The following is a 20254-nucleotide window of genomic DNA, read 5'->3' on the forward strand; positions in this document are numbered from 1 at the left end:
CGAATCCCTCCTGCCGGCATGAAGAGCCGGCCATGAGTATCCTGACATGGGCGCTCGGTTCATTCGTCTCAATTTATCCTTGTATAAGGCTGAATTTTGAGACAAACATCCCACAGGATGCCGGATATCGACGAAATAGACCGAAGATTGCTGGCCGAGCTGCAACGCGACGGCACGCTATCCGTCGACCAGCTCTCGGCAAGAATATCGCTGTCACGCAATGCCTGCTGGCGTCGGGTCAAGCGGCTGGAGGAAGACGGCGTCATCACCGGTCGGGTGGCGCTTGTCGATGCCGATAAGCTCGGGCTCGGCCTTTCCGTGTTCATCCTGATCCGCACCTCGAATCACGATCCCGACTGGCTGCAAAAGTTCCGGGCGGCGGTGACCGGCTTTGCCGAGATCACCGGTGCCTACCGCATGTCCGGCGACCTCGACTATGTGCTGCGCGCTCGCGTCGCCGATGTGAAGGCCTATGACCGGCTCTACCAGCGCCTGATCGCCAAGGTGGCACTGTCGGACGTCTCGGCCTCCTTCGTCATGGAGGAGATCAAGGAGACCACCGTCGTTCCGATGGAACTGCGCTGAAGCGGAACTGTGCTGAAAGAAAGCCGTTGATAGCATTGCCGCCGAGTTGACTGGATCGGCGTTCGCGACGATAGGATCAGCCTTATGCGCGCAGCACTTTATCCCTCCTCCGTCATCGGTCCGGCCGTCGGTTTCGTCAGGCTGCCGCATGGCGAGGGATTGCCGCTCCCCGCCTATGAGAGCTCGGGCGCCGCCGGCATTGATCTGCGCGCCGCGGTGCCGGACGACCGGCCGCTTTTGATCCTGCCGGGAAAGCGAGCGCTGGTGCCTACCGGGCTGATCCTGGAAATTCCGGAGGGCGTGGAAGGCCAGGTGCGGCCGCGTTCCGGCCTCGCCTTCAAGCACGGGCTCACCTGCCTCAACACGCCGGGCACCATCGACAGCGATTATCGCGGCGAGGTCAAGGTGCTGCTGATCAATCTCGGCGACGAGGATTTCGCGGTGACGCGCGGCATGCGGATCGCCCAGATCGTCTTCGCCCCGGTGACGCAGGCGACCGTCGAGGAGCGCACATTGGCCGGCGGCACGGCGCGCGGCTCGGGCGGCTTCGGATCGACCGGGACCGCTTAATGAAAATACCCAAGCTCGTCATCTTCGATTGCGACGGGGTTCTGGTCGACACCGAGAACCTGGCCAACCGGCGGCTCGCCGAATGGCTGACCTCGGCAGGCTTTCCGGCCAGCTTCGAATATTGCCGCAAGAATTTTTCCGGCCGCAGCATGGTCTCGGTGCAGAAGGAAGTCGAGGCGACCGGCGTCAGTCTTGGCGCCGATTTCGTCGAGCGCTGGAACGCCGGCCTGCCGGACCTGTTCGCGCATGGCGTCGAGGCCGTCCCCTATGTTCGCGAGTTCATCGAAACCGTGCACGCCGCCGGCATCGCCACCTGCGTCGCCTCGTCGGCACGGGTATCGAAAATGCACATCACGCTTGGCCAGACCGGGCTGCTGCCGCTGTTCGAGCACGCGCTGTTCAGCTCGACCATGGTCTCCCATGGCAAGCCGTTCCCCGACCTCTTCCTGCATGCGGCAGCGACGATGGGCTTCGCGCCCGCCGACTGCATCGTCATCGAGGACAGCGTGGCCGGGACGACAGCCGGCATCGCCGCCGGCATGCGCGTCTATTCCTACCACGGCGACCCGCTTTCCGACCACGACGGGCTGATCGAAGCCGGCGGTATCCTGTTCGACGACATGCGTGAACTGGCCGGGCTGGTGCCGATCCACTGATCGGGCCTTTGTTGAGGCTACATGCCTTAACGCTGTGTCGCCTTACGGGACGGTCCCAGCAAATGCTCTCGTCGCCTCGCGCAAATCCCCCTCGATTTCAGACCGGGCGCGGCGCCCCAAGTACTCGGTCGACCGTGTCGCGTATGAGAGTGCGCAGATTGGCCGGCCTGTCGAGATGACTGACGACAAGGAGGCCGTCGGCCGCCACTGTTAGCGCGTCTGCGGTGCGGTCCGGATCGGGATTTGCGTCCGTGATCAGCAGGTCCTTGAGGATGCCCCACTTCCAGTGACGATGCTTATCGATCGCCTGGCGAACCGAGCTGCTGGGGTCGGGATATTCGGCAGCGGCATTCTGGAACGGGCAGCCGCGGTAGCCCGGCTGATCTGCCGCATCGGCGATGAGATCGAATATGGCAAGGATCATCTGGCGAGCTGGCCGTCGGCCAAGGCTCGCGATGGCGGCCCGTCCTCCCTTGCTGAGCTCCTCGATATAGGCGCGGACGAGATCGTCCTTGGCCGCGAAGTGGTGATAGAACGTCGCTTTGGCAACGCCGGCCTCGGCGATGATGCGGTCGATGCCGACTGCGCGGACTCCCCCCAGAGAAAACAGCGCGGTCGCCGTATCGAGGATGCGGCGGCGCGCAAGGCTTTCGGGTCGACCATTGGTTCGGGCTGCGGACATGCCTTGACTATAGCAGACAGGTCTGTATAGATCCAGGTACAGACAGACAGGTCTACCCGCTAACAGAGGAACAGCGAAAATGGCTTCGATAGTCAGGGAAATCATCGTAGATGCTTCACCGGAAAGCGTATGGGCGACGGTCGGCGACTTCGCCGGCGGCGCCCAACGGATAGCCCCAGGCGTTTTCGTCGACTGCCGGGTGGATGAGGGCGACGTGCGGGCTCTTACTTTTGCCGACGGCAAAGTTGTACGAGAGCGGCTCATCGCCCGCGACGAGCAGAACCGGCGGATCGTGTGGGGATGGCTCGGCGACGAGGTCACCCACGATAATACCTCTATGCAGGTCTTCGCCGAGAGCGAGGGCCGGAGCCGCCTGGTCTGGATCCACGATACTCTGCCCGACGAACTCGGCACGTGGCTCGCAGCCGCCATGGATCAGCTGGTGCCGGTGTTCCAGCAGACTCTGGCGACCGAAGCCAAACCAGCATAGTGACGCAACGCCAGGTGTTTCCTCTTGGCCGCAAAATGATTTAGCTTGTGCGCGCCCGACATAACGAGCGCGCGCATGACCTTCCCCCGGCTTCGTTTCCTCTTTGCCTGCCTGCTGCTGCCCTGTCTCTGGACGACGGCCAGCGCTGAGGCCGTCAGCTTCCCGGAGCTCGGCAGCGCCGTCCCCCGCCACGGCGATATCACCTATCTCGATCTCGCCAGGATGGTCATTCCCGATCTGGCCGCGGACAAGGACGGCTTTTTTCGGGGATCGATGCCGATCGAGATGCGCCACATCGCTGGGCCGGACTACGGCGGCTCGCCGCCGGCGACGTCGGGTCTTTCCAACGCCGGCGTGCTCGGCATCAAGGCCGGCGGCAAGGACCGGCTGACCATGCTGTTCGACCTCGGCGACTCGCCTGACAGTGCCGAAGGTTATGCCGTGCTGGCACTCTACGACATCGCCGGCAAGCCGGCGTTGCTCGACGCGGTCAATGTCGCCGTCGACCGCAGCACCTATTTTCGCGATCCGGGCAGGCTATCGATCGGGCTCGGCGATGACGTCATCATCAATACGAGCACGCATTTCAATTCGAGCCAGGGCTATGTGATCACGCCGCTGGTCATGGTCCGCAACGACAGGTTCGAGCTGATCGACATGATCTATACGTTCGACGAAAACCTCTGCACCAACAGAAGGACGCAGAATGCGGCCTTCCAGGCGATTGCCGACGGCCAGCCCTATGCAGCCATCAAGGTCACGGTGACCGACGCGACGGTGCCGGGCGATGAAAGCTGCGATGGCCAGCAGCCGCCAAAGGCGTCTTCGCGCGACATTTCCGTCACCTACCATTGGGACAAAAATGCTTCGCGCTACGTCAAGGATTCCGATGCGCTGGACCGATTGGCAGGAGAGAACGCCAAACGCTTCTGAGCCAACCGCATTTGTTTGCCCGGCGCGTGCCGCCGGGCTAGAATTTCCTTCATAGTCCGCACTGGAGGGGAGCATCCATGGATAAGGGAAAGATTTTTCGCGACCTGCATGCATCGATCTTCGTCATGGCCAATTCCTGGGACGTCGGCACGACCAAGCTCTTGGCCTCATTCGGCTTCAAGGCGCTGGCCACGACCAGCGCCGGCTTTGCCTTTTCGCGCGGCCTGCCGGACGGCGCGGTGACGTTCGAGGCAATGATCCACCATTGCCGCGAAGTGTCGGCGGCGACCGGACTGCCGGTTTCGGCCGACCTCGAAAAGGGCAAGGGCGATAGCGCGACAAGTGCCGGCGAGACCATCTTCGCCGCCGAGGCGGCGGGCCTCGCCGGCTGCTCGATCGAGGACCATACCGGCGAGCCCGACAAGCCGATCTACGATTTTTCGCATGCCGTCGAGCGCGTCGCGGCGGCGGCCGAAGCGGCCAGGGCACTGAAGCGCGATTTCGTCTTCACCGCTCGGGCTGAGAATTTCCTGTGGGGCAAGCCCGATCTCGACGACACGATCAAGCGGCTGCAGGCCTTCGAGAAGGCCGGCGCCGACGTGCTCTATGCACCGGGCCTCGGCGACATCGAGATGGTGCGAACCGTCTGCTCGGCGCTGACCAAGCCGGTCAACGTCATGGCCAGGCCCGGCTTCACCATCGCCGATCTTGCCATGGCGGGGGTAAAGCGCATCTCGCTTGGGCCTTGGCTCACCAATTTCGCCTTCGGCATGCTGGAGACCGCGGCGCGCGAGATCCAGCAGGACGGCACCTTCGGCTTCACCCGCGCAGCCATGCCGTTCGGCAAGCTGCAGGCCCTGTTTGCCAAGCCCGGCGAATGACGCTCACCGTCATCGACATGCACACCGGCGGCGAGCCGCTGCGGATCGTCACCGGCGGCTACCCCAATATTCCCAAGGGCACGATCCTCGAAAAGCGTGCCTATGTGCGCGACCATCTCGATCACCTCAGAAAGATCCTGATGTTCGAGCCGCGCGGCCATTACGATATGTATGGCGCGCTGCTGGTGGAACCCGACCTGCCGGACGCCGACCTCGCGGTGCTGTTCATGCACAATGAGGGCTATTCGACGATGTGCGGCCACGCCATCGTCGCGCTCGGCCGCTACGCCGTCGACGAGCGGCTGGTTGCGGCACGCGAGCCGCTAACGACGGTCAACATCGAGGCGCCATGCGGGCTGATCTCGGCTGCGGTCGAGGTAAAGGACGGCAAGGCCGGTGCGGTGTCCTTCGAAAGCGTGCCGGCGTTTCTGTTTGCTGGCGACCAGCACATCGAGCTGCCGGGCTATGGTGCGGTCGGCTTCGACGTTGCCTATGGCGGTGCCTTCTATGCGCTGGCCGATTGCCGCCAGTTCGGGCTGGCGTTCGGCAAGAACCGCGTGCGCGATTTCGTCGACGCGGCAACGACGCTGACCGGGAAGCTGAAAGCGGAATTGCCGCTGTCGCATCCCGACCATGCCGACCTTGCTTTCCTCTATGGCACGATCCTGACCGATGGACAGGATGCGTTCTCCGATACGCCGACCAAAAACATCTGCGTTTTCGCCGAGGCCGAGGTCGACCGCTCGCCGACCGGCTCGGGCGTTACCGCGCGGCTGGCGGCAATGCACGCCAAAGGCCAGATCGAGATTGGCCGGACGCGGCTGTTCGAGAGCATCGCCGGCTCGCGCTTTTCCGGCGCGGTCGCGCGGACGGCCAAAGCCGGGACGCATGACGCCATCATCGCCCGCGTCGGCGGCCGCGCCTTTTATAGCGGGCGAGCCGAATTCATCGTCGAGGACGACGACGAACTGGGGCGCGGCTTTCTGCTGCGCTAGCTCGCTTCCCGCGCCGAGATGGCCTTGTGCAGATGCACCATCATGGCGGCGGCGAACAGCGGCGTCAGAAGGTTGAGCAGCGGCACGGCGAGGAAAGCGGCGACAACCAGACCGGCCAGGAACACGGTGACCGAGTGCTTTCTGCGCAGCGCCTTGGCCTCGGCCTCCGGGCGAAAGCGCATGGCGGCGAACTCGAAAAACTCGCGCCCCAGCAGATAGCCGTTGACGATGAAGAAGGCGGCGATGTTGATGCCTGGCACCAGCAGAAGCAGCAGAGCCAGGATGTTGCCGAGGATGACGACGCCGAAGAACCGGATCGCCAGCACCAGCGAGCGCAGCGCCGGCACGGCGCGGCCGGGCGGATCGTTGGGATAGTCGGTGCGCTCGACCATCTCGGCGACGTCGTCGAGGAACAGGCCGGCGATGATCGCCGTCACCGGCGCGATGAGCAGCGCCAAGCCCAGCGCAAGGCCGATCCCGGCGACAATGACGCCCAGCCATCCGGCCCACGACGGCAGGCTGGGCAGCCATGCATCGATCCACGGCCAGGCCAGCCATTCGAACAGGCTCTTTATCCCGAACCACAGCGCCGCCAGCGCCAGCAAGGTCAGCCCCAGCGTCTTCAGGAACACGGAACGGAATTCGGGCGAGAACAGCCGGCTCAAGGCGGCGCGGGCAGCGTCGAGGATCACGGCGTTTCCAATCCCATGTCAAACGTGCCCGTGGCTGATGTCTCCCGGAATAGGCGGAGATAGCGCAGGCTGCAAGCGCAACCGCACAATGCGAAGCATCTGCGTTCTGCCCGGATTTATAACTCGCGGTCTAGGCAAAGCCGCATCAAACCGCTAGACCCGCCCGCGCCCGGCGTGGCAGAAAGCCGGTGGGTTTTTGGCGGAGACATGAATTGATGCCGGACTATGACGTGCTTTGTATCGGAAATGCCATCGTCGACATCATCGCCCAGTGCGACGAGGCGTTCCTGGAGACCAACGGCATCATCAAGGGCGCGATGAACCTGATCGACACAAGGCGCGCCGAACTGCTCTACAGCCGCATGGGCCCGGCGATCGAAGCCTCGGGCGGCAGCGCCGGCAACACGGCGGCGGGCGTCGCCTCCTTCGGCGGTCGCGCCGCCTTCTTCGGCAAGGTCTCCAACGACGCGCTCGGCGAGATTTACGCGCACGACATCCACGCGCAGGGCGTCGCCTTCGACACAAAACCGCTCGACGGCGAACCACCGACGGCGCGCTCGATGATCTTCGTCACGCCGGACGGCGAGCGCTCGATGAACACCTATCTCGGCGCCTGCATCGAACTCGGCCCGGAGGACGTCGAGGCCGACAAGGCCTCGGGCGCGGCGGTCACCTATTTCGAGGGTTATCTGTGGGACCCGCCGCGCGCCAAGGAGGCGATCCGGCAGACGGCGAAGCTCGCCCATGCGGCGGGGCGCGAAGTATCGATGACATTGTCGGATTCGTTCTGCGTCGACCGCTACCGCGACGAGTTCCTCGACCTGATGCGCTCCGGCACCGTCGACATCGTCTTTGCCAACAGCCACGAGATCAAGTCGCTCTACCAGACCGCGTCCTTCGACGAGGCGCTGGCCCGGATCCGCAAGGATTGCAAGATCGCCGCCGTCACCCGCTCGGAAAGGGGCTCGGTGATCGTGCGCGGCGACGAGACGGTCACCATCGAGGCGACCAAGATCCGGGAGCTGGTCGACACCACCGGCGCCGGCGACCTCTACGCCGCTGGCTTCCTCTACGGCTACACGCAAGGCCGCAGCCTGAAGCAGTGCGGCGATCTCGGCTCGCTGGCCGCCGGGCTGGTCATCCAGCAGATCGGCCCAAGGCCAAGGCAGGATTTGCGCCGAGAGGCCGAGCAGGCGGGGCTGCTGTAGGAGCGCTTGGTCTCGCTCGATGGCAGGACAATCGCAGATCGGCAAGTGCCCCCTCACCCGGATTGCCAACCGAATTGCGAAGGGCAATTCGGGGCAATCCGACCTCTCCCCGAGGGGAGAGGAGGTCGCCAGCGTTGATGCCAGCCTCTTCTCCCCAGCGGGGAGAAGGTGGCCGCGAAGCGGCCGGATGAGGGGGACCCCCTTATGTGATAGCCGTGCCCCTCGATGGGCGTCGCCTTCGCATGACCCTCCCCACCGAGAGGAGGGTAAGCTCGCTCCTCAAGCCCCCGCGCTATACGCCGCGATCGCCGCCATGTTGACGATGTCGCTGTCCTTGGCATTCAGCGAGACGATCTGAACCGGCTTGTTCAAGCCGACCAGCAGCGGGCCGATGACGGTCGAGCCGCCGAGCTCCTGCAGCATCTTGGTCGAGATCGAGGCCGAGTGGAAGGCCGGCATGATCAGCACGTTGGCCGGACCGGTGAGGCGGATGAACGGATATTGCGCCATGGCACGGGCGTTGAGCGCCACGTCGGCGGCCATTTCGCCGTCATACTCGAAATCGACGCGCCGCTTGTCGAGGATGCGCACCGCCTCCTGGACGCGCTCGGAGCGCTCGCCCTGCGGATGGCCAAAGGTCGAATAGGCGAGCATGGCAAGCCTCGGCTCGTAGCCCATGCGGCGGGCAAAGCCGGCGGCCTCCTCTGCGATGTCGGCGATCTCGACGGCATTCGGCATGTCGTGCACGGCGGTGTCGGCGACAAGCACGGTTCGGCCGCGCGCCAGCACGATCGACACACCGATGACGCAATGGCCGGGCCTTGCGTCGATGACGCGGCGGATATCGTCGAGCGCCGTCGAATAGTTGCGGGTGACGCCGGTGACGATGCCGTCGGCATCGCCCAGCGCCACCATGCAGGCGGCGAAATGATTGCGGTCGTTGTTGATCAGCCGCTGGCAGTCACGGAACAGGAACCCCTTGCGCTGCATGCGCTCGTAGAGATAGTCGGTGTAGACGCCGTTGCGGCGCGACAGCCGCGCATTGATGATCTCGATGCCCTGCTTGCCAAGCTCGATGCCGGCATGCCTGGCGTTCTCCTTGATGACGTCGTCGCGGCCGAGCAGGATGGCGGTGCCCAGCCGCTGGCTCACATAGGAGACGGCGGCGCGCATCACCTGCTCCTCCTCGCCCTCGGCAAAGACGATGCGCTTGGGCTGGCGGCGGACGCGGTCATAGATGCGCTGCAGCGTCGAGGCGATCGGGTCGCGGCGGGCGGAAAGCTCCTGCGCGTAGCGGTCGAGATCGAGGATCGGCTTGCGCGCGACGCCGGAGTCCATCGCCGCTTTGGCGACCGCGATCGGAATGGCCGAGATCAGGCGCGGATCGAACGGCACCGGGATGATGTAGTTTGGGCCGAATTTCGGCCGCATGCCCTGATAGGCGGCGGCGACGTCGTCGGGCACGTCCTGGCGCGCCAGTTCGGCGAGCGCTTTGGCCGCGGCGATCTTCATGTCGTCGTTGATGGTGGTCGCCCGCACATCCAGCGCGCCGCGGAAGATATAGGGGAAGCCAAGCACGTTGTTGACCTGGTTCGGATAGTCGGACCGCCCCGTCGCCATGATGGCGTCGGTGCGGATCTCGGCGACCTCCTCCGGCGTGATCTCGGGGTCGGGATTGGCCATGGCGAAGATGATCGGGTTCTTGGCCATCGACTGCACCATCTTGGTGGTCAGCGTGCCCTTGGCCGAGAGGCCGAGGAAGACGTCGGCGCCGTCCAGCGCCTCGGCCAGCGAGCGCGCCTCCGTCTTGACCGCGTGCGCCGATTTCCACTGGTTCATGCCTTCGGTGCGGCCCTGGAAGACGACGCCCTTGGTGTCGCAGAGGATGATATTGTCGGGCGCAAAGCCCATCGCCTTCATCAATTCGATGCAGGCGATGCCGGCAGCACCGGCGCCGTTGCAGACCATTTTGGTGGTCTTCATGTCGCGGCCGGTGATTTCCAGCGCGTTGATCAGGCCGGCGGCCGAAATGATGGCGGTACCGTGCTGGTCGTCATGGAAGACCGGGATGTCCATCAGCTCGCGCAGCCGCTGCTCGATGATGAAGCATTCCGGCGCCTTGATATCCTCAAGGTTGATGCCGCCGAAGGAGGGCCCGAGGAAACGCACGCAGTTGATGAATTCGTCGGCATCCTCGGTGTCGACCTCGAGGTCGATGGAATCGACATCGGCGAAGCGTTTGAACAGCACCGCCTTGCCTTCCATCACCGGCTTCGAGGCTAGCGCGCCGAGATTGCCGAGACCGAGGATGGCGGTGCCGTTGGAGATGACGGCGACCATGTTACCGCGAACCGTGTAGTCGAAGGCGCGGCTCGGGTCCTCGGCGATGGCGAGAACCGGCACGGCGACGCCCGGCGAATAGGCGAGGCTGAGATCCCGCTGCGTCGCCATCGGTTTCGTGGCGACGATCTCCAGCTTGCCGGGACGGCCCATGGCGTGGAATTCCAACGCCTCCTGGGCGCTGACGGAGGGCCCGTTGCTTTCGGTTTTCTTGGCCATGATACTTTCGGTTTCCTCGCCCGTACGGCACCGCTTGAGATGGGTGCGCATGCTTTCTTTTGTGGAAGGTTCGGGATTAAGGCTACACTTCGCCGCTGTAAACCGCCAAGCATGGCTTGGAAAATTTTGGAAGCAGCTTCTTGAACGACGAGACGCCCATTCGAAGCGACAACGCCACGCCGGCCTTCGCGCCGGCGACGCCGATGATGGAGCAGTATATCGAGATCAAGGCGGCGAACCCGGATTCGCTGCTGTTCTACCGCATGGGCGATTTCTACGAGCTGTTCTTCGACGATGCCGAGAAGGCAAGCCGGGCGCTCGGCATCGTGCTGACCAAGCGCGGCAAGCACCAGGGGCTCGACATCCCGATGTGCGGCGTGCCGGTGCACGCGGCCGACGATTATCTGCAGAAGCTGATCGGCCAGGGGTTCCGCGTCGCCGTCTGCGAGCAGATCGAGGATCCGGCCGAGGCCAGGAAGCGCGGCGGCAAATCGGTGGTGCGCCGCGACGTGGTGCGGCTGGTGACGCCCGGCACCATCACCGAGGACAAATTGCTGGCGCCGTCGGAAGCGAGTTTTCTGATGGCGCTGGGACGGGTGAAAGGTGGGGCAGATCACGCTTTTGCCTTGGCCTGGACCGAGATCTCGACCGGTGTCTTCCGCGTCGCCGAAACCACCGCCGACCGGCTGCTCGCCGATGTCTTCCGCGTCGACCCGCGCGAGCTGATCGTCGCCGAGCCGGTGTTCCACGACCCGGAGCTGAAACCGGTGTTCGACGTGCTCGGCCGCGTCGCCAGCCCGCAGCCGCCGTCGCTGTTCGATTCGGCTTCCGCTGCCGGCCGCATCGCCCGCTTCTTCGAGGTGGCGACGCCGGACAGTTTCGGCACGTTTTCGCGCGCCGAGCTGTCGGCGATCTCAGGCGTCATCGCCTATGTCGAGAAGACGCAGAAGGCCGAGCGGCCGCCGCTGTCGCGGCCCGAGCGCGAGGAGCAGGGCTCGACCCTGTTCATCGACCCGGCGACGCGCGCCAATCTGGAGCTGCTGCGCACGCTGTCCGGCAGCCGCGACGGGTCGCTGTTCACGGCGATCGACCGCACGGTGACCGGCGGCGGCGCAAGGCTGCTCGCCGACCGGCTGATGGCGCCGCTGACCGACCCGGCGGCGATCGGTGCAAGGCTGGACTCGGTGTCGTTCTTCCGCTCGGAGACGCGCCTCTGCCAGGCGGTACGGGGGAGCCTGAAAAGCGTTGCCGACATGCCGCGCGCGCTGTCCAGGCTGGCGCTCAACCGCGGCGGTCCGCGCGATCTCGGCGCACTGCGCGCCGGTTTCGAGGCAGCCTGCGCCATCGCCGAACTGTTCGGGCAAACTGCCTTGCCTGCCGAACTGGCAGCGGCGCTGGCGGCGATCAAGGCACTGCCCAGCGCGCTGGCGGCGCATCTGACGCAGGCGCTCAGCGACGAGCTGCCTTTGCTCAAGCGCGACGGCGGCTTTGTCCGGGGCGGCTACCACGCCGAACTCGACGAGATGCGGGCACTGCGCGACGAGTCGCGAAAAGTGATCGCCGGGCTGGAGCGTTCGCTGATCGACGAGACCGGCATCCGCTCGCTGAAGATCAGGCACAACAATGTGCTCGGCTACTATATCGAGGTCACCGCCAATCATCATGCAATCATGACCGGCAGCGACGGCGCCAAGGCGCGCTTCATCCATCGCCAGACCATGGCCAACGCCATGCGCTTCACCACCACGGAACTCGCCGAACTGGAATCGAAGATCGCCAATGCGGCCGACCGGGCGCTGGCGATCGAGCTTGCCGCTTTCGAGGCGCTGACGGCGGAAGTCGTCGGCCAGGCCGACAGGATCCGCGCCGGCGCCGAAGCGCTCGCCGTGCTCGACGTTTCGGCCGCACTGGCCCTGCTTTCCGAAAGCGAGGCCTGGTGCCGGCCCCTGGTCGATGCGAGCCTTGCCTTCGAGATTTCGGGCGGACGCCATCCGGTGGTCGAACAGGCGCTGCGGCGTTCCGGCGAAGGCCCGTTCGTCGCCAATGATTGCGATCTGTCGCCGCAAGGCGACGCGAAGGCCGGCGCGATCTGGCTGCTGACCGGCCCCAATATGGGCGGCAAGTCGACCTTCCTCAGGCAAAACGCGCTGATCGCCATTCTCGCCCAGACCGGCTCCTTCGTGCCGGCGGCAAGCGCCCATATCGGCGTCGTCGACCGGCTGTTTTCGCGGGTCGGCGCTTCCGACGATCTGGCGCGCGGCCGCTCGACCTTCATGGTCGAGATGGTCGAGACGGCGGCGATCCTCAACCAGGCCGGCGAACGCGCGCTGGTCATCCTCGACGAGATCGGCCGCGGCACCGCCACCTTTGACGGGCTGTCGATCGCCTGGGCGGCGGTCGAATATTTGCACGAGAAAAACCGCTGCCGGGCGATCTTCGCCACGCATTTCCACGAAATGACGGCGCTGGCCGGAAAACTGCCGCGGCTGCACAACGTCACCATGCGGGTCAAGGAATGGGAAGGCGACGTGGTCTTCCTGCACGAGGTCGGCAAGGGTGCGGCCGACCGTTCCTACGGCGTCCAGGTGGCGCGGCTGGCCGGCCTGCCGGAAGCCGTCGTCGGCCGGGCCAAGGAAGTGCTGCACCAGCTCGAGGCGGGCGAGGTCTCGGGCAAGGCCAACCGTCTGGTCGACGACCTGCCGCTGTTTTCCGTGGCGGCGAAGCGGCAAGCGCAGCAGCCGGCAAAGAGTGATGGGCTGGGCGCGGCGCTAGGCGAGATCAATCCTGACGAGATGACGCCAAGGGAGGCGCTGGAGGCGCTGTACAGGCTGAAGGGGATGGTGGGGAAGTAGCCGTCGCTGGCTGAGCCCGCCGTCTGTCGGCATTCCTTCGCGCCCCCCTCTGTCCTGCCGGACATCTCCCCCACTTGGGGGGGGAGATTGGCAGCTTCGCTGATAGCGCTTTTTCTTCGATGTTTGAAGTTGGTGAAAGCCGATGCGACGTCCAATCTCGCCATTCGTGGGGGAGATGTCCGGCAGGACAGAGGGGGGCGCGAAGGATCGCAACCTTAGTTTCTGGTCCCGCGCCGCAACCCTCAAATCATCGCCAAGCCCTGCTTCCGCCTCGGTGGTGGAAAAGCGCGGTCGATTTCTGCGAAATCTTCACTCGTAAGCTCGATGTCCAACGCCGCGACATTCTGCCGGACATGCTCTTGTTTGCCGGCCTTCGGAATGGCGATAACACCCTCTTGCGCCATCACCCAGGCAAGCGCGATCTGCGCCGAGGTGACGTTGTGGCGAGCGGCGATGGTTTCGAGCCTGGCGTTGCGCGCCAATACCCCCTGATCGACCGGCGAATAGGCCATCAGCGGCATGCCGCGTTGCCGGCTCCACGGGGCGAGATCGAACTCGACGCCGCGCTGCGACAGATTGTAGAGCACCTGATTGATCTGGACGTTGTTGCCGCCCGGCAAGCTGGTCAGCTCTTCCATCTCATCGGTATCGAAATTGCTGACGCCCCAGTGGCGAATCTTGCCGGCGTGCCGCAATGCCTCGAAGGCCTCGACCGTCTCCGCCAGCGGCACGCTGCCCGGCCAATGCAGGAGATAGAGATCGATGCGGTCGGTGCGCAGCCGTTTCAGGCTTTTGTCGCAGGCTTGCGGCACGCCGGTGCGCGAGGCATTGGACGGCAGCACCTTGGAGACCAGGAAGACCTCGTCGCGGCGCCCGGCGATGGCCTCCGCCACCACCTCCTCGGCACCGCCGCTGGCATACATTTCGGCGGTGTCGATCAGCGTCATGCCGAGGTCCAGCCCGAGCTTCAGGGCATTGGCCTCATCGCCACGGCGGCGGGTATCCTCGCCCATCTTCCAGGTGCCCTGGCCGAGCACCGGCACGGCTTCGCCGAAGGGCAGGGTGGTCGTTCTTATGGTCGATGGCATGGCATGCTCCAGTCGGGCGGCATCATAGCCGCCAAGGGAAATCCAGGTGAAGCCTCTTTCCTGGATTCCCACTGACGGCGTGAACCGCTACTTCACCGGATGGGCAGCGAGCCAGTCCTGCATCTGCTTGATCTCGGCTTCCTGCGCGGCGATCACCGCTTCGGCCAGCTTGCGGATTTCCGGATCCTTGCCATTGGCAAGCTCGACCTTGGCCATGTCGATCGCCGCCTGGTGATGCGGGATCATGCCGCGGGCGAAATCGACATCGGCATTGCCGGAATATTCGATCGCCATCATGTCGGTATGCATCTTGTCCATCGCTGCCTTGTAGCCGTCGGTCGAAGGGCTCTGCGCGCCCATCGCGCCCATGTCGTGTTTCATCTCCTCGGCTTGCGCCGGAACGCTTTCGAGGAAAACGGCAAGCAGCATTCCCGCCGCCATCATCAGCAGCACGATCTTCTTGGCCAAGGTCATTCATCGTCTCCTTTTTTGAACAGGGTCTATCTGGGCAGTTGACTCAGAGTTTCAACGTCCTGAGCCGCAATGCGTTGGCGATGACCGAAACCGAAGACAGGCTCATCGCCGCCGCCGCCAGCATCGGCGACAACAGCGTGCCGGTGAGCGGATAGAGCACGCCGGCAGCAACCGGCACGCCAAGCACATTGTAGAGGAAAGCGAAAAACAAGTTCTGGCGGATGTTGCGGATCGTTGCGCGGGCCAGCGTGCGGGCCCTAACGATGCCGTTGAGATCGCCCTTGACCAGCGTAATCCCGGCACTTTCGACCGCAACATCGGCGCCGGTGCCCATGGCGATGCCGACATCGGCGGCGGCGAGCGCGGGCGCATCGTTGACGCCGTCGCCGGCCATGGCGACGCCGGCGCCGCCGGCTCGCAACTCCTCGACCAGCGCGTTCTTCTGTTCGGGCAAAAGCCCGGCACGCACCTCGTCGATGCCGAGCTTGGCTGCGATGGCCTTGGCCGTGCGCTCGTTGTCGCCGGTCGCCATGACGATCTTCAGCCCGCTGTCATGCAGCGCCTTGATCGCCTCGGCGGTGGTCGCCTTGATCGGGTCGGCGACGGCGACGAGGCCGGCGAGCCTGTTGCCGACGGCAACGAACATCGCGGTCTTGCCGTCGGCCTGCAGCGCCTCGGCGCTGGCCAGGACCGACGCCGTGTCGATGCCGAGATCGGCCATCATCGCGGCATTGCCGAGCGCCACCTTCTGCCCCGAAACCGTGCCGGAAACGCCCTTGCCGGTGACGGCCTCGAAACCGCCGGCCTCGGGAGTATTCACCCCGCGTTCGCGGGCGCCTTCGACGATCGCCTCGGCCAGCGGATGCTCCGAGCCTTTTTCCAGCCCGGCGGCGAGCGCCAGGAGATCGTCTTGCGCCATCCCTTCGACGGCGACGACGTCGGTCAGTCGCGGCCGGCCTTCGGTCAGCGTTCCCGTCTTGTCGACGATCAGCGTATCGACCGAGGCAAAGCGTTCGAGCGCCGCCGCTTCCTTGATCAGCACGCCGGCAAGCGCGCCGCGTCCGGTGGCGGTCATGATCGACATCGGCGTGGCAAGGCCGAGCGCACAGGGGCAGGCGATGATCAGCACCGAGACCGCCGAGACGATGGCAAAGACCAGGCTGGGTTGCGGTCCGACGATCGCCCAGGCGACGAACGCTATGATCGCGACCAGCACGACGGCCGGGACGAAGTAGAACGAGACGCGGTCGGCCAATCCTTGGATCGGCGCGCGCGACCGCTGCGCCTTGGCGACCAGTTCGACGATGCGCGCCAGTGTCGTCTCGGCGCCGATCCTTTCGGCGCGCATGATCAGCGAACCGTTCTTGTTGAGCGTGCCGCCGGTGAGGTTGTCGCCTTCGGTCTTTTCGACCGGCAGCGGCTCGCCCGATATCATCGATTCATCGATGGAGGAGCGTCCTTCGAGCACAATGCCGTCGACCGGCACGGCGTCACCTGGGCGGATGCGCAAGCGGTCGCCGGCCTTGACCGTGTCGAGCGGCACGTCGTTCTCGGAGCCGTCCGCGCCGATCAGCCGCGCCGTCTTCGGCGCCAGGTCGAGCAACGCACGGATCGCCGAGCCGGTTTTCTCACGAGCGCGCAATTCCAGCACCTGGCCGAGGAACACCAGCGCGACGATTACCGCCGCCGCCTCGAAATAGACCGGCACGGTGCCGTCATGGCCGCGGAACTGGTGCGGAAAGAGGCCTGGAAACAGCGTGGCGATGACGCTGTAGAGATAGGCGGCACCGACGCCGAGCGAAATCAGCGTCCACATATTGGGGCTGCGGTTGAGCACCGAGTCCCAGCCGCGGTGGAAGAACGGGAATGCCGCCCACAACACCACCGGGCTGGCCAGCGCCAGTTCCAGCCAGACCTTCGCCCGCTCGTCGATGAAGGCCTGAAACGTCAGGCCGAGCATCGGTGCCATGGCGATGACCAGCAACGGCACGGACAGCACCGCGCTCACCCACAGGCGCCTGGTGAAGTCGACCAGTTCGGGGTTCGGGCCCTCGTCGCCGGTCGGCACGCCCATCGGCTCCAGCGCCATGCCGCAGATCGGGCAGGAGCCGGGTTTGTCGCGGATGATTTCCGGATGCATCGGGCAGGTGTATTGCGTGCCTTTCGGCATCGCCTGCGGCGCCGGCCTGTCGCCGAGGTATTTTGCCGGCTCGGCCTCGAACTTCGCCTTGCAGCCGGCCGAGCAGAAATAGAAGCCCTGGCCCTCATGCCGCAAAAAGTGCTTGGCCGTGACGCGATCGACGCTCATGCTGCAGACGGGATCAATGGCCGTCAGGTATTTTTCCGGTTCTGCGACGAATTTCGCGCGGCAGCTTTCGCTGCAGAAATGATAGCGATGGCCGCCATGCTCGGCCGTTGGCTTGCCGGCAGCCGGATCGACGGTCATGCCGCAGACCGGATCGCGGACGACGGCGGCGGTCGAAGCGCCCTTCGCCGAGCAGCAGCTGCCATGGCCATGGGGGTGATGATCGTGGTCGGAATGCGTCATGCCAAATGCCTCTGTATTTCGATGTTGGGGCGGAGGTAGTGCTTCCAGTGACTGGAAGGTCAAGGGCCAATTTCGACTTTTCGCGCCATAGGCCAAATTGAACCGACCGCGGGGACGATAGGATCGTCCCGTTCCACCGCTACGGAGCACGCGTCCGTCCGCCCCATACCCAGCGCCGCGAAAACGCGCTATAGACGCCGCCGAAACGGCGAGGCCTAACGGCATCCATGGCAAGAATATCACTGAAGCTCGAGGAACTGATCGACGGCGAAGCCTTGCGCCGCGAGATGACCGAACTGACCGCGGCCACGGCAGGCGACGGTTCCGGCAAGGCCGCACGTAGCGGCGTTCTCAAGCTTCTCAAAAGCCGGCTCGCCGACGGGCGCACTGTCGCCGAACGCATGCTGATGGACGATGGCAGCGGCACCGCCTGCGCCGCCCGGCTGTCGCATCTGATGGACGAGATCATCCGCGCGCTCTACGATTTCGCCGCCACCCATGTCTATCGTGTCAAAAACCCGTCATCAGCCGAGCGCATGGCGGTCGTCGCCGTCGGCGGCTATGGCCGCGGCACGCTGGCGCCGGGGTCCGACATCGATCTCCTGTTCCTGCTGCCCTACAAGCAGACGCCCTGGGGCGAACAGATCGTCGAATACATGCTCTACATGCTGTGGGACCTCGGGCTGAAGGTTGGCCACGCCACCCGCAACATCGACGAGTGCCTCAGGCTGTCGCGCACCGACATCACCATTCGCACCTCGATCCTTGAAGCGCGCTTCCTGTGGGGCGAGCAAAAGCTCTATGACGAGCTTTTGCAGCGCTTCGATCACGAGGTGGTGCGCACCACCGGCCCCGAATATGTGCAGGCCAAGCTTGCCGAACGCGACGAGCGCCACGCCAAGGCCGGCGAGAGCCGTTACCTGGTCGAACCCAACGTCAAGGACGGCAAGGGCGGCCTGCGCGACCTGCAGACGCTGTTCTGGATCGGCAAATATTTCTACCGGGTGCGCACCGGCGAAGAACTGGTCGACAAGGGCGTCTTCACCGACGCCGAATACCGGGAATTCCAGAAGGCCGAGGATTTTCTGTGGGCGGTGCGCTGCCACATGCATTTCCTCACCGGCAAGGCCGAGGAGCGGCTGCATTTCGACATCCAGCGCGACATCGCCGAGCGGCTGGGCTACACCACCCATCCCGGCCTGTCGGCGGTCGAGCGCTTCATGAAGCACTACTTCCTCGTCGCCAAGGACGTCGGCGACCTGACCCGCATTTTCTGCGCCGCGCTCGAGGAGGAGCAGGCCAAGCATGTGCCGGGTTTCAACCGCATCTTTCTCACCTTCTCGCGGCGCAAGCGCAAGCTTGCCGGCACGGCTGATTTCATCGTCGACAACCACCGCATCAACATCGCCGACGACCAGGTGTTCGAACGCGATCCGGTCAACCTGCTCAGGCTGTTCTGGTTCGCCGACAAGCACGGCCTGGAATTCCACCCCGATGCGCTGAAGCTTCTGACCCGCTCGCTCGGCCTGGTCGGCAAGGCGCTCAGGCGCGACGAGGAGGCCAACCGGCTGTTCCTCGACATCTTGACCTCGGACCGCAACGCCGAGCTCAATCTGCGGCGCATGAACGAGGCCGGACTGCTTGCCAAGCTGATCCCGGATTTCGGCAAGATCGTCGCCATGATGCAGTTCTCGATGTACCACCACTACACGGTGGACGAGCACCTGATCCGCTGCATCGGCGTGCTGGCCGAGATCGAGCGCGGCGACGGCGAAAAGGTCCATCCGCTTTCCCATACGCTGATGCCGGGGCTGAAGAAGAGCCGCGAGGCGCTCTATGTCGCCGTGCTTCTGCACGACGTCGCCAAGGGCAGGCCGGAGGACCATTCGCAGGCCGGCGCCAGGATCGCCCGGCGCATCTGCCCGCATATGGGGCTCTCGCCGGCCGACACCGAAACGGTCGCCTGGCTGGTCGAGAACCACCTCGTCATGTCGATGACGGCGCAGACCCGCGATCTCAACGACCGCAAGACGATCGAGGATTTTGCCGCCATCGTGCAGTCGGTCGAACGGCTGAAGATGCTGCTGGTGCTTACTGTCTGCGATATCCGTGGCGTCGGGCCGGGCGTCTGGAACGGCTGGAAAGGCCAGTTGCTGCGCACGCTCTACTACGAGACCGAGCTTTTGTTGACCGGTGGGTTTTCGGAGGTGTCGCGCGCCAAGCGGACGGCGGCGGCGCGCGAACAACTGGCCGAGGCGCTTGCCGACTGGCCGGAAAAGGCCCGCAAGCGTTATGTCGGCCAGCACTACGAGAACTACCTGCTGGCGGTCGATCTTCCCGACCAGCTGCGCCATGCCGAATTCATCCGCGAGGCCGACCACGCCGGCAAGAAGCTCGCCACCATGGTCAAGACCCACCAGTTCGAGGCGGTGACCGAGATCACGGTGCTGGCGCAGGATCATCCGCGCCTGCTCTCGGTGATTGCCGGTGCTTGTGCGGCGGCCGGCGGCAACATCGTCGACGCGCAGATCTTCACCACCTCGGACGGCCGCGCGCTGGACACCATCCTGATCTCGAGGGAGTTCGACCTCGACGAAGACGAGCGCCGCCGTGCCGAACGCGTCGGCCGGCTGATCGAGGACGTGTTGTCGGGCAAGAGCTGGCTGCCGGAGATGATCGAGAAGCGCACCAAGCCGCGGCGCGGCGCCAAGGTTTTCCGCATCCCGCCGCGGGCCGAGATCCGCAACACCCTGTCGAACCGGTTCTCGGTGATCGAGGTCGAAGGACTGGACAGGCCAGGCCTTTTGTCGGAGATCACCGGCGTGCTGTCGGACCTGTCGCTCGACATCGCCTCGGCCCACATCACCACCTTCGGCGAAAAGGTCATCGACACGTTCTACGTCACCGACCTCACCGGCCAGAAGATCGACAGCCCGTCGCGCACGGCGACCATTCGCAACAGGCTGATCGCGGTGCTCGAAGGCACGGCGTCCGAGCGCGGCAAGACCAAAGCGGCCGCCGAGTGACTGTTACCTTCCATT

Annotated in this window: 16 protein-coding genes; 10 read left to right on the plus strand and 6 right to left on the minus strand. The window is 64.8% G+C overall.

What is annotated here, in order from left to right; genetic code table 11:
* Positions 1–117 precede the first annotated feature (117 nt).
* The 3 genes from NKJ94_RS01510 (at position 118) to NKJ94_RS01520 (ending at position 1811) form a co-directional block, all read left to right on the plus strand.
* Positions 118–585, plus strand: a complete 468-nt coding sequence (locus tag NKJ94_RS01510; RefSeq protein ID WP_352522623.1) for an Lrp/AsnC family transcriptional regulator — start codon at positions 118–120, stop codon at positions 583–585.
* A gap of 84 nt (positions 586–669) precedes the next feature.
* Positions 670–1155, plus strand: coding sequence for a dUTP diphosphatase (gene dut, locus NKJ94_RS01515; RefSeq protein ID WP_352522624.1), 486 nt, complete (start codon positions 670–672; stop codon positions 1153–1155).
* Positions 1155–1811 carry an HAD family hydrolase gene (locus NKJ94_RS01520; RefSeq protein ID WP_352522625.1) on the plus strand — a complete coding sequence of 219 codons (657 nt, stop codon included), beginning with the start codon at positions 1155–1157 and terminating at the stop codon, positions 1809–1811. The genes dut and NKJ94_RS01520 overlap by 1 nt, the downstream gene beginning before the upstream one ends.
* A gap of 97 nt (positions 1812–1908) precedes the next feature.
* Here the strand turns inward: NKJ94_RS01520 and NKJ94_RS01525 are convergent, their stop codons facing one another.
* On the minus strand, positions 1909–2493 hold the full coding sequence (locus NKJ94_RS01525) for a TetR/AcrR family transcriptional regulator (RefSeq protein ID WP_352522626.1): 585 nt from the start codon (positions 2491–2493) through the stop codon (positions 1909–1911).
* Between the two features lie 79 nt (positions 2494–2572).
* Between NKJ94_RS01525 and NKJ94_RS01530 the strand changes: the two genes are divergently transcribed.
* From NKJ94_RS01530 to NKJ94_RS01545, 4 genes are all read left to right on the plus strand, one after another.
* On the plus strand, positions 2573–2983 hold the full coding sequence (locus NKJ94_RS01530) for an SRPBCC family protein (RefSeq protein ID WP_352522627.1): 411 nt from the start codon (positions 2573–2575) through the stop codon (positions 2981–2983).
* Positions 2984–3058: 75 nt separating this feature from the next.
* Positions 3059–3916: a hypothetical protein gene (locus tag NKJ94_RS01535; RefSeq protein ID WP_352522628.1), complete on the plus strand. Its 858-nt coding sequence runs from the start codon at positions 3059–3061 to the stop codon at positions 3914–3916.
* A 77-nt stretch (positions 3917–3993) separates the two neighbouring features.
* Positions 3994–4797, plus strand: coding sequence for an isocitrate lyase/PEP mutase family protein (locus NKJ94_RS01540; protein ID WP_352522629.1), 804 nt, complete (start codon positions 3994–3996; stop codon positions 4795–4797).
* Complete coding sequence (locus tag NKJ94_RS01545) at positions 4794–5792, plus strand: proline racemase family protein (RefSeq protein ID WP_352522630.1); 999 nt, start codon at positions 4794–4796, stop codon at positions 5790–5792. The genes NKJ94_RS01540 and NKJ94_RS01545 overlap by 4 nt, the downstream gene beginning before the upstream one ends.
* Here the strand turns inward: NKJ94_RS01545 and NKJ94_RS01550 are convergent.
* Positions 5789–6484: a sulfate transporter family protein gene (locus NKJ94_RS01550; protein ID WP_352522631.1), complete on the minus strand. Its 696-nt coding sequence runs from the start codon at positions 6482–6484 to the stop codon at positions 5789–5791. The genes NKJ94_RS01545 and NKJ94_RS01550 overlap by 4 nt on opposite strands.
* Before the next feature lie 215 nt (positions 6485–6699).
* On the opposite strand from NKJ94_RS01550, the gene NKJ94_RS01555 reads away from it, so the two are divergent.
* Entirely contained in the window at positions 6700–7692 is a 993-nt protein-coding gene (locus NKJ94_RS01555; RefSeq protein ID WP_352522632.1) for an adenosine kinase, read from the plus strand.
* A 279-nt stretch (positions 7693–7971) separates the two neighbouring features.
* Here NKJ94_RS01555 and NKJ94_RS01560 read toward each other — a convergent pair whose 3' ends face one another.
* Positions 7972–10251 carry an NADP-dependent malic enzyme gene (locus NKJ94_RS01560; protein WP_352522633.1) on the minus strand — a complete coding sequence of 760 codons (2280 nt, stop codon included), beginning with the start codon at positions 10249–10251 and terminating at the stop codon, positions 7972–7974.
* A 203-nt stretch (positions 10252–10454) separates the two neighbouring features.
* Between NKJ94_RS01560 and mutS the strand changes: the two genes are divergently transcribed.
* Positions 10455–13103 (plus strand): DNA mismatch repair protein MutS, encoded by a 2649-nt coding sequence (gene mutS, locus NKJ94_RS01565; RefSeq protein ID WP_352522773.1) that lies wholly within the window; start codon positions 10455–10457, stop codon positions 13101–13103.
* Positions 13104–13345: 242 nt separating this feature from the next.
* On the opposite strand, the gene NKJ94_RS01570 is transcribed toward mutS, so the two are convergent.
* The 3 genes from NKJ94_RS01570 to NKJ94_RS01580 all read right to left on the minus strand — a co-directional run bounded on the left by NKJ94_RS01570 (position 13346) and on the right by NKJ94_RS01580 (position 17213).
* On the minus strand, positions 13346–14191 hold the full coding sequence (locus tag NKJ94_RS01570) for an aldo/keto reductase (protein WP_352522634.1): 846 nt from the start codon (positions 14189–14191) through the stop codon (positions 13346–13348).
* An 87-nt stretch (positions 14192–14278) separates the two neighbouring features.
* Entirely contained in the window at positions 14279–14665 is a 387-nt protein-coding gene (copM, locus tag NKJ94_RS01575) for a CopM family metallochaperone (protein WP_352522635.1), read from the minus strand.
* A gap of 43 nt (positions 14666–14708) precedes the next feature.
* Positions 14709–17213 (minus strand): heavy metal translocating P-type ATPase, encoded by a 2505-nt coding sequence (locus NKJ94_RS01580; protein ID WP_352522636.1) that lies wholly within the window; start codon positions 17211–17213, stop codon positions 14709–14711.
* Positions 17214–17440: 227 nt separating this feature from the next.
* Here NKJ94_RS01580 and NKJ94_RS01585 point away from each other — a divergent pair, with 227 nt between their 5' ends.
* Positions 17441–20239 (plus strand): [protein-PII] uridylyltransferase, encoded by a 2799-nt coding sequence (locus NKJ94_RS01585; RefSeq protein ID WP_352522637.1) that lies wholly within the window; start codon positions 17441–17443, stop codon positions 20237–20239.
* Positions 20240–20254 lie beyond the last annotated feature (15 nt).

The organism is Mesorhizobium sp. M0060 (genome assembly GCF_040323155.1).
In the GTDB taxonomy this organism is placed as follows: Bacteria; Pseudomonadota; Alphaproteobacteria; order Rhizobiales; family Rhizobiaceae; genus Mesorhizobium.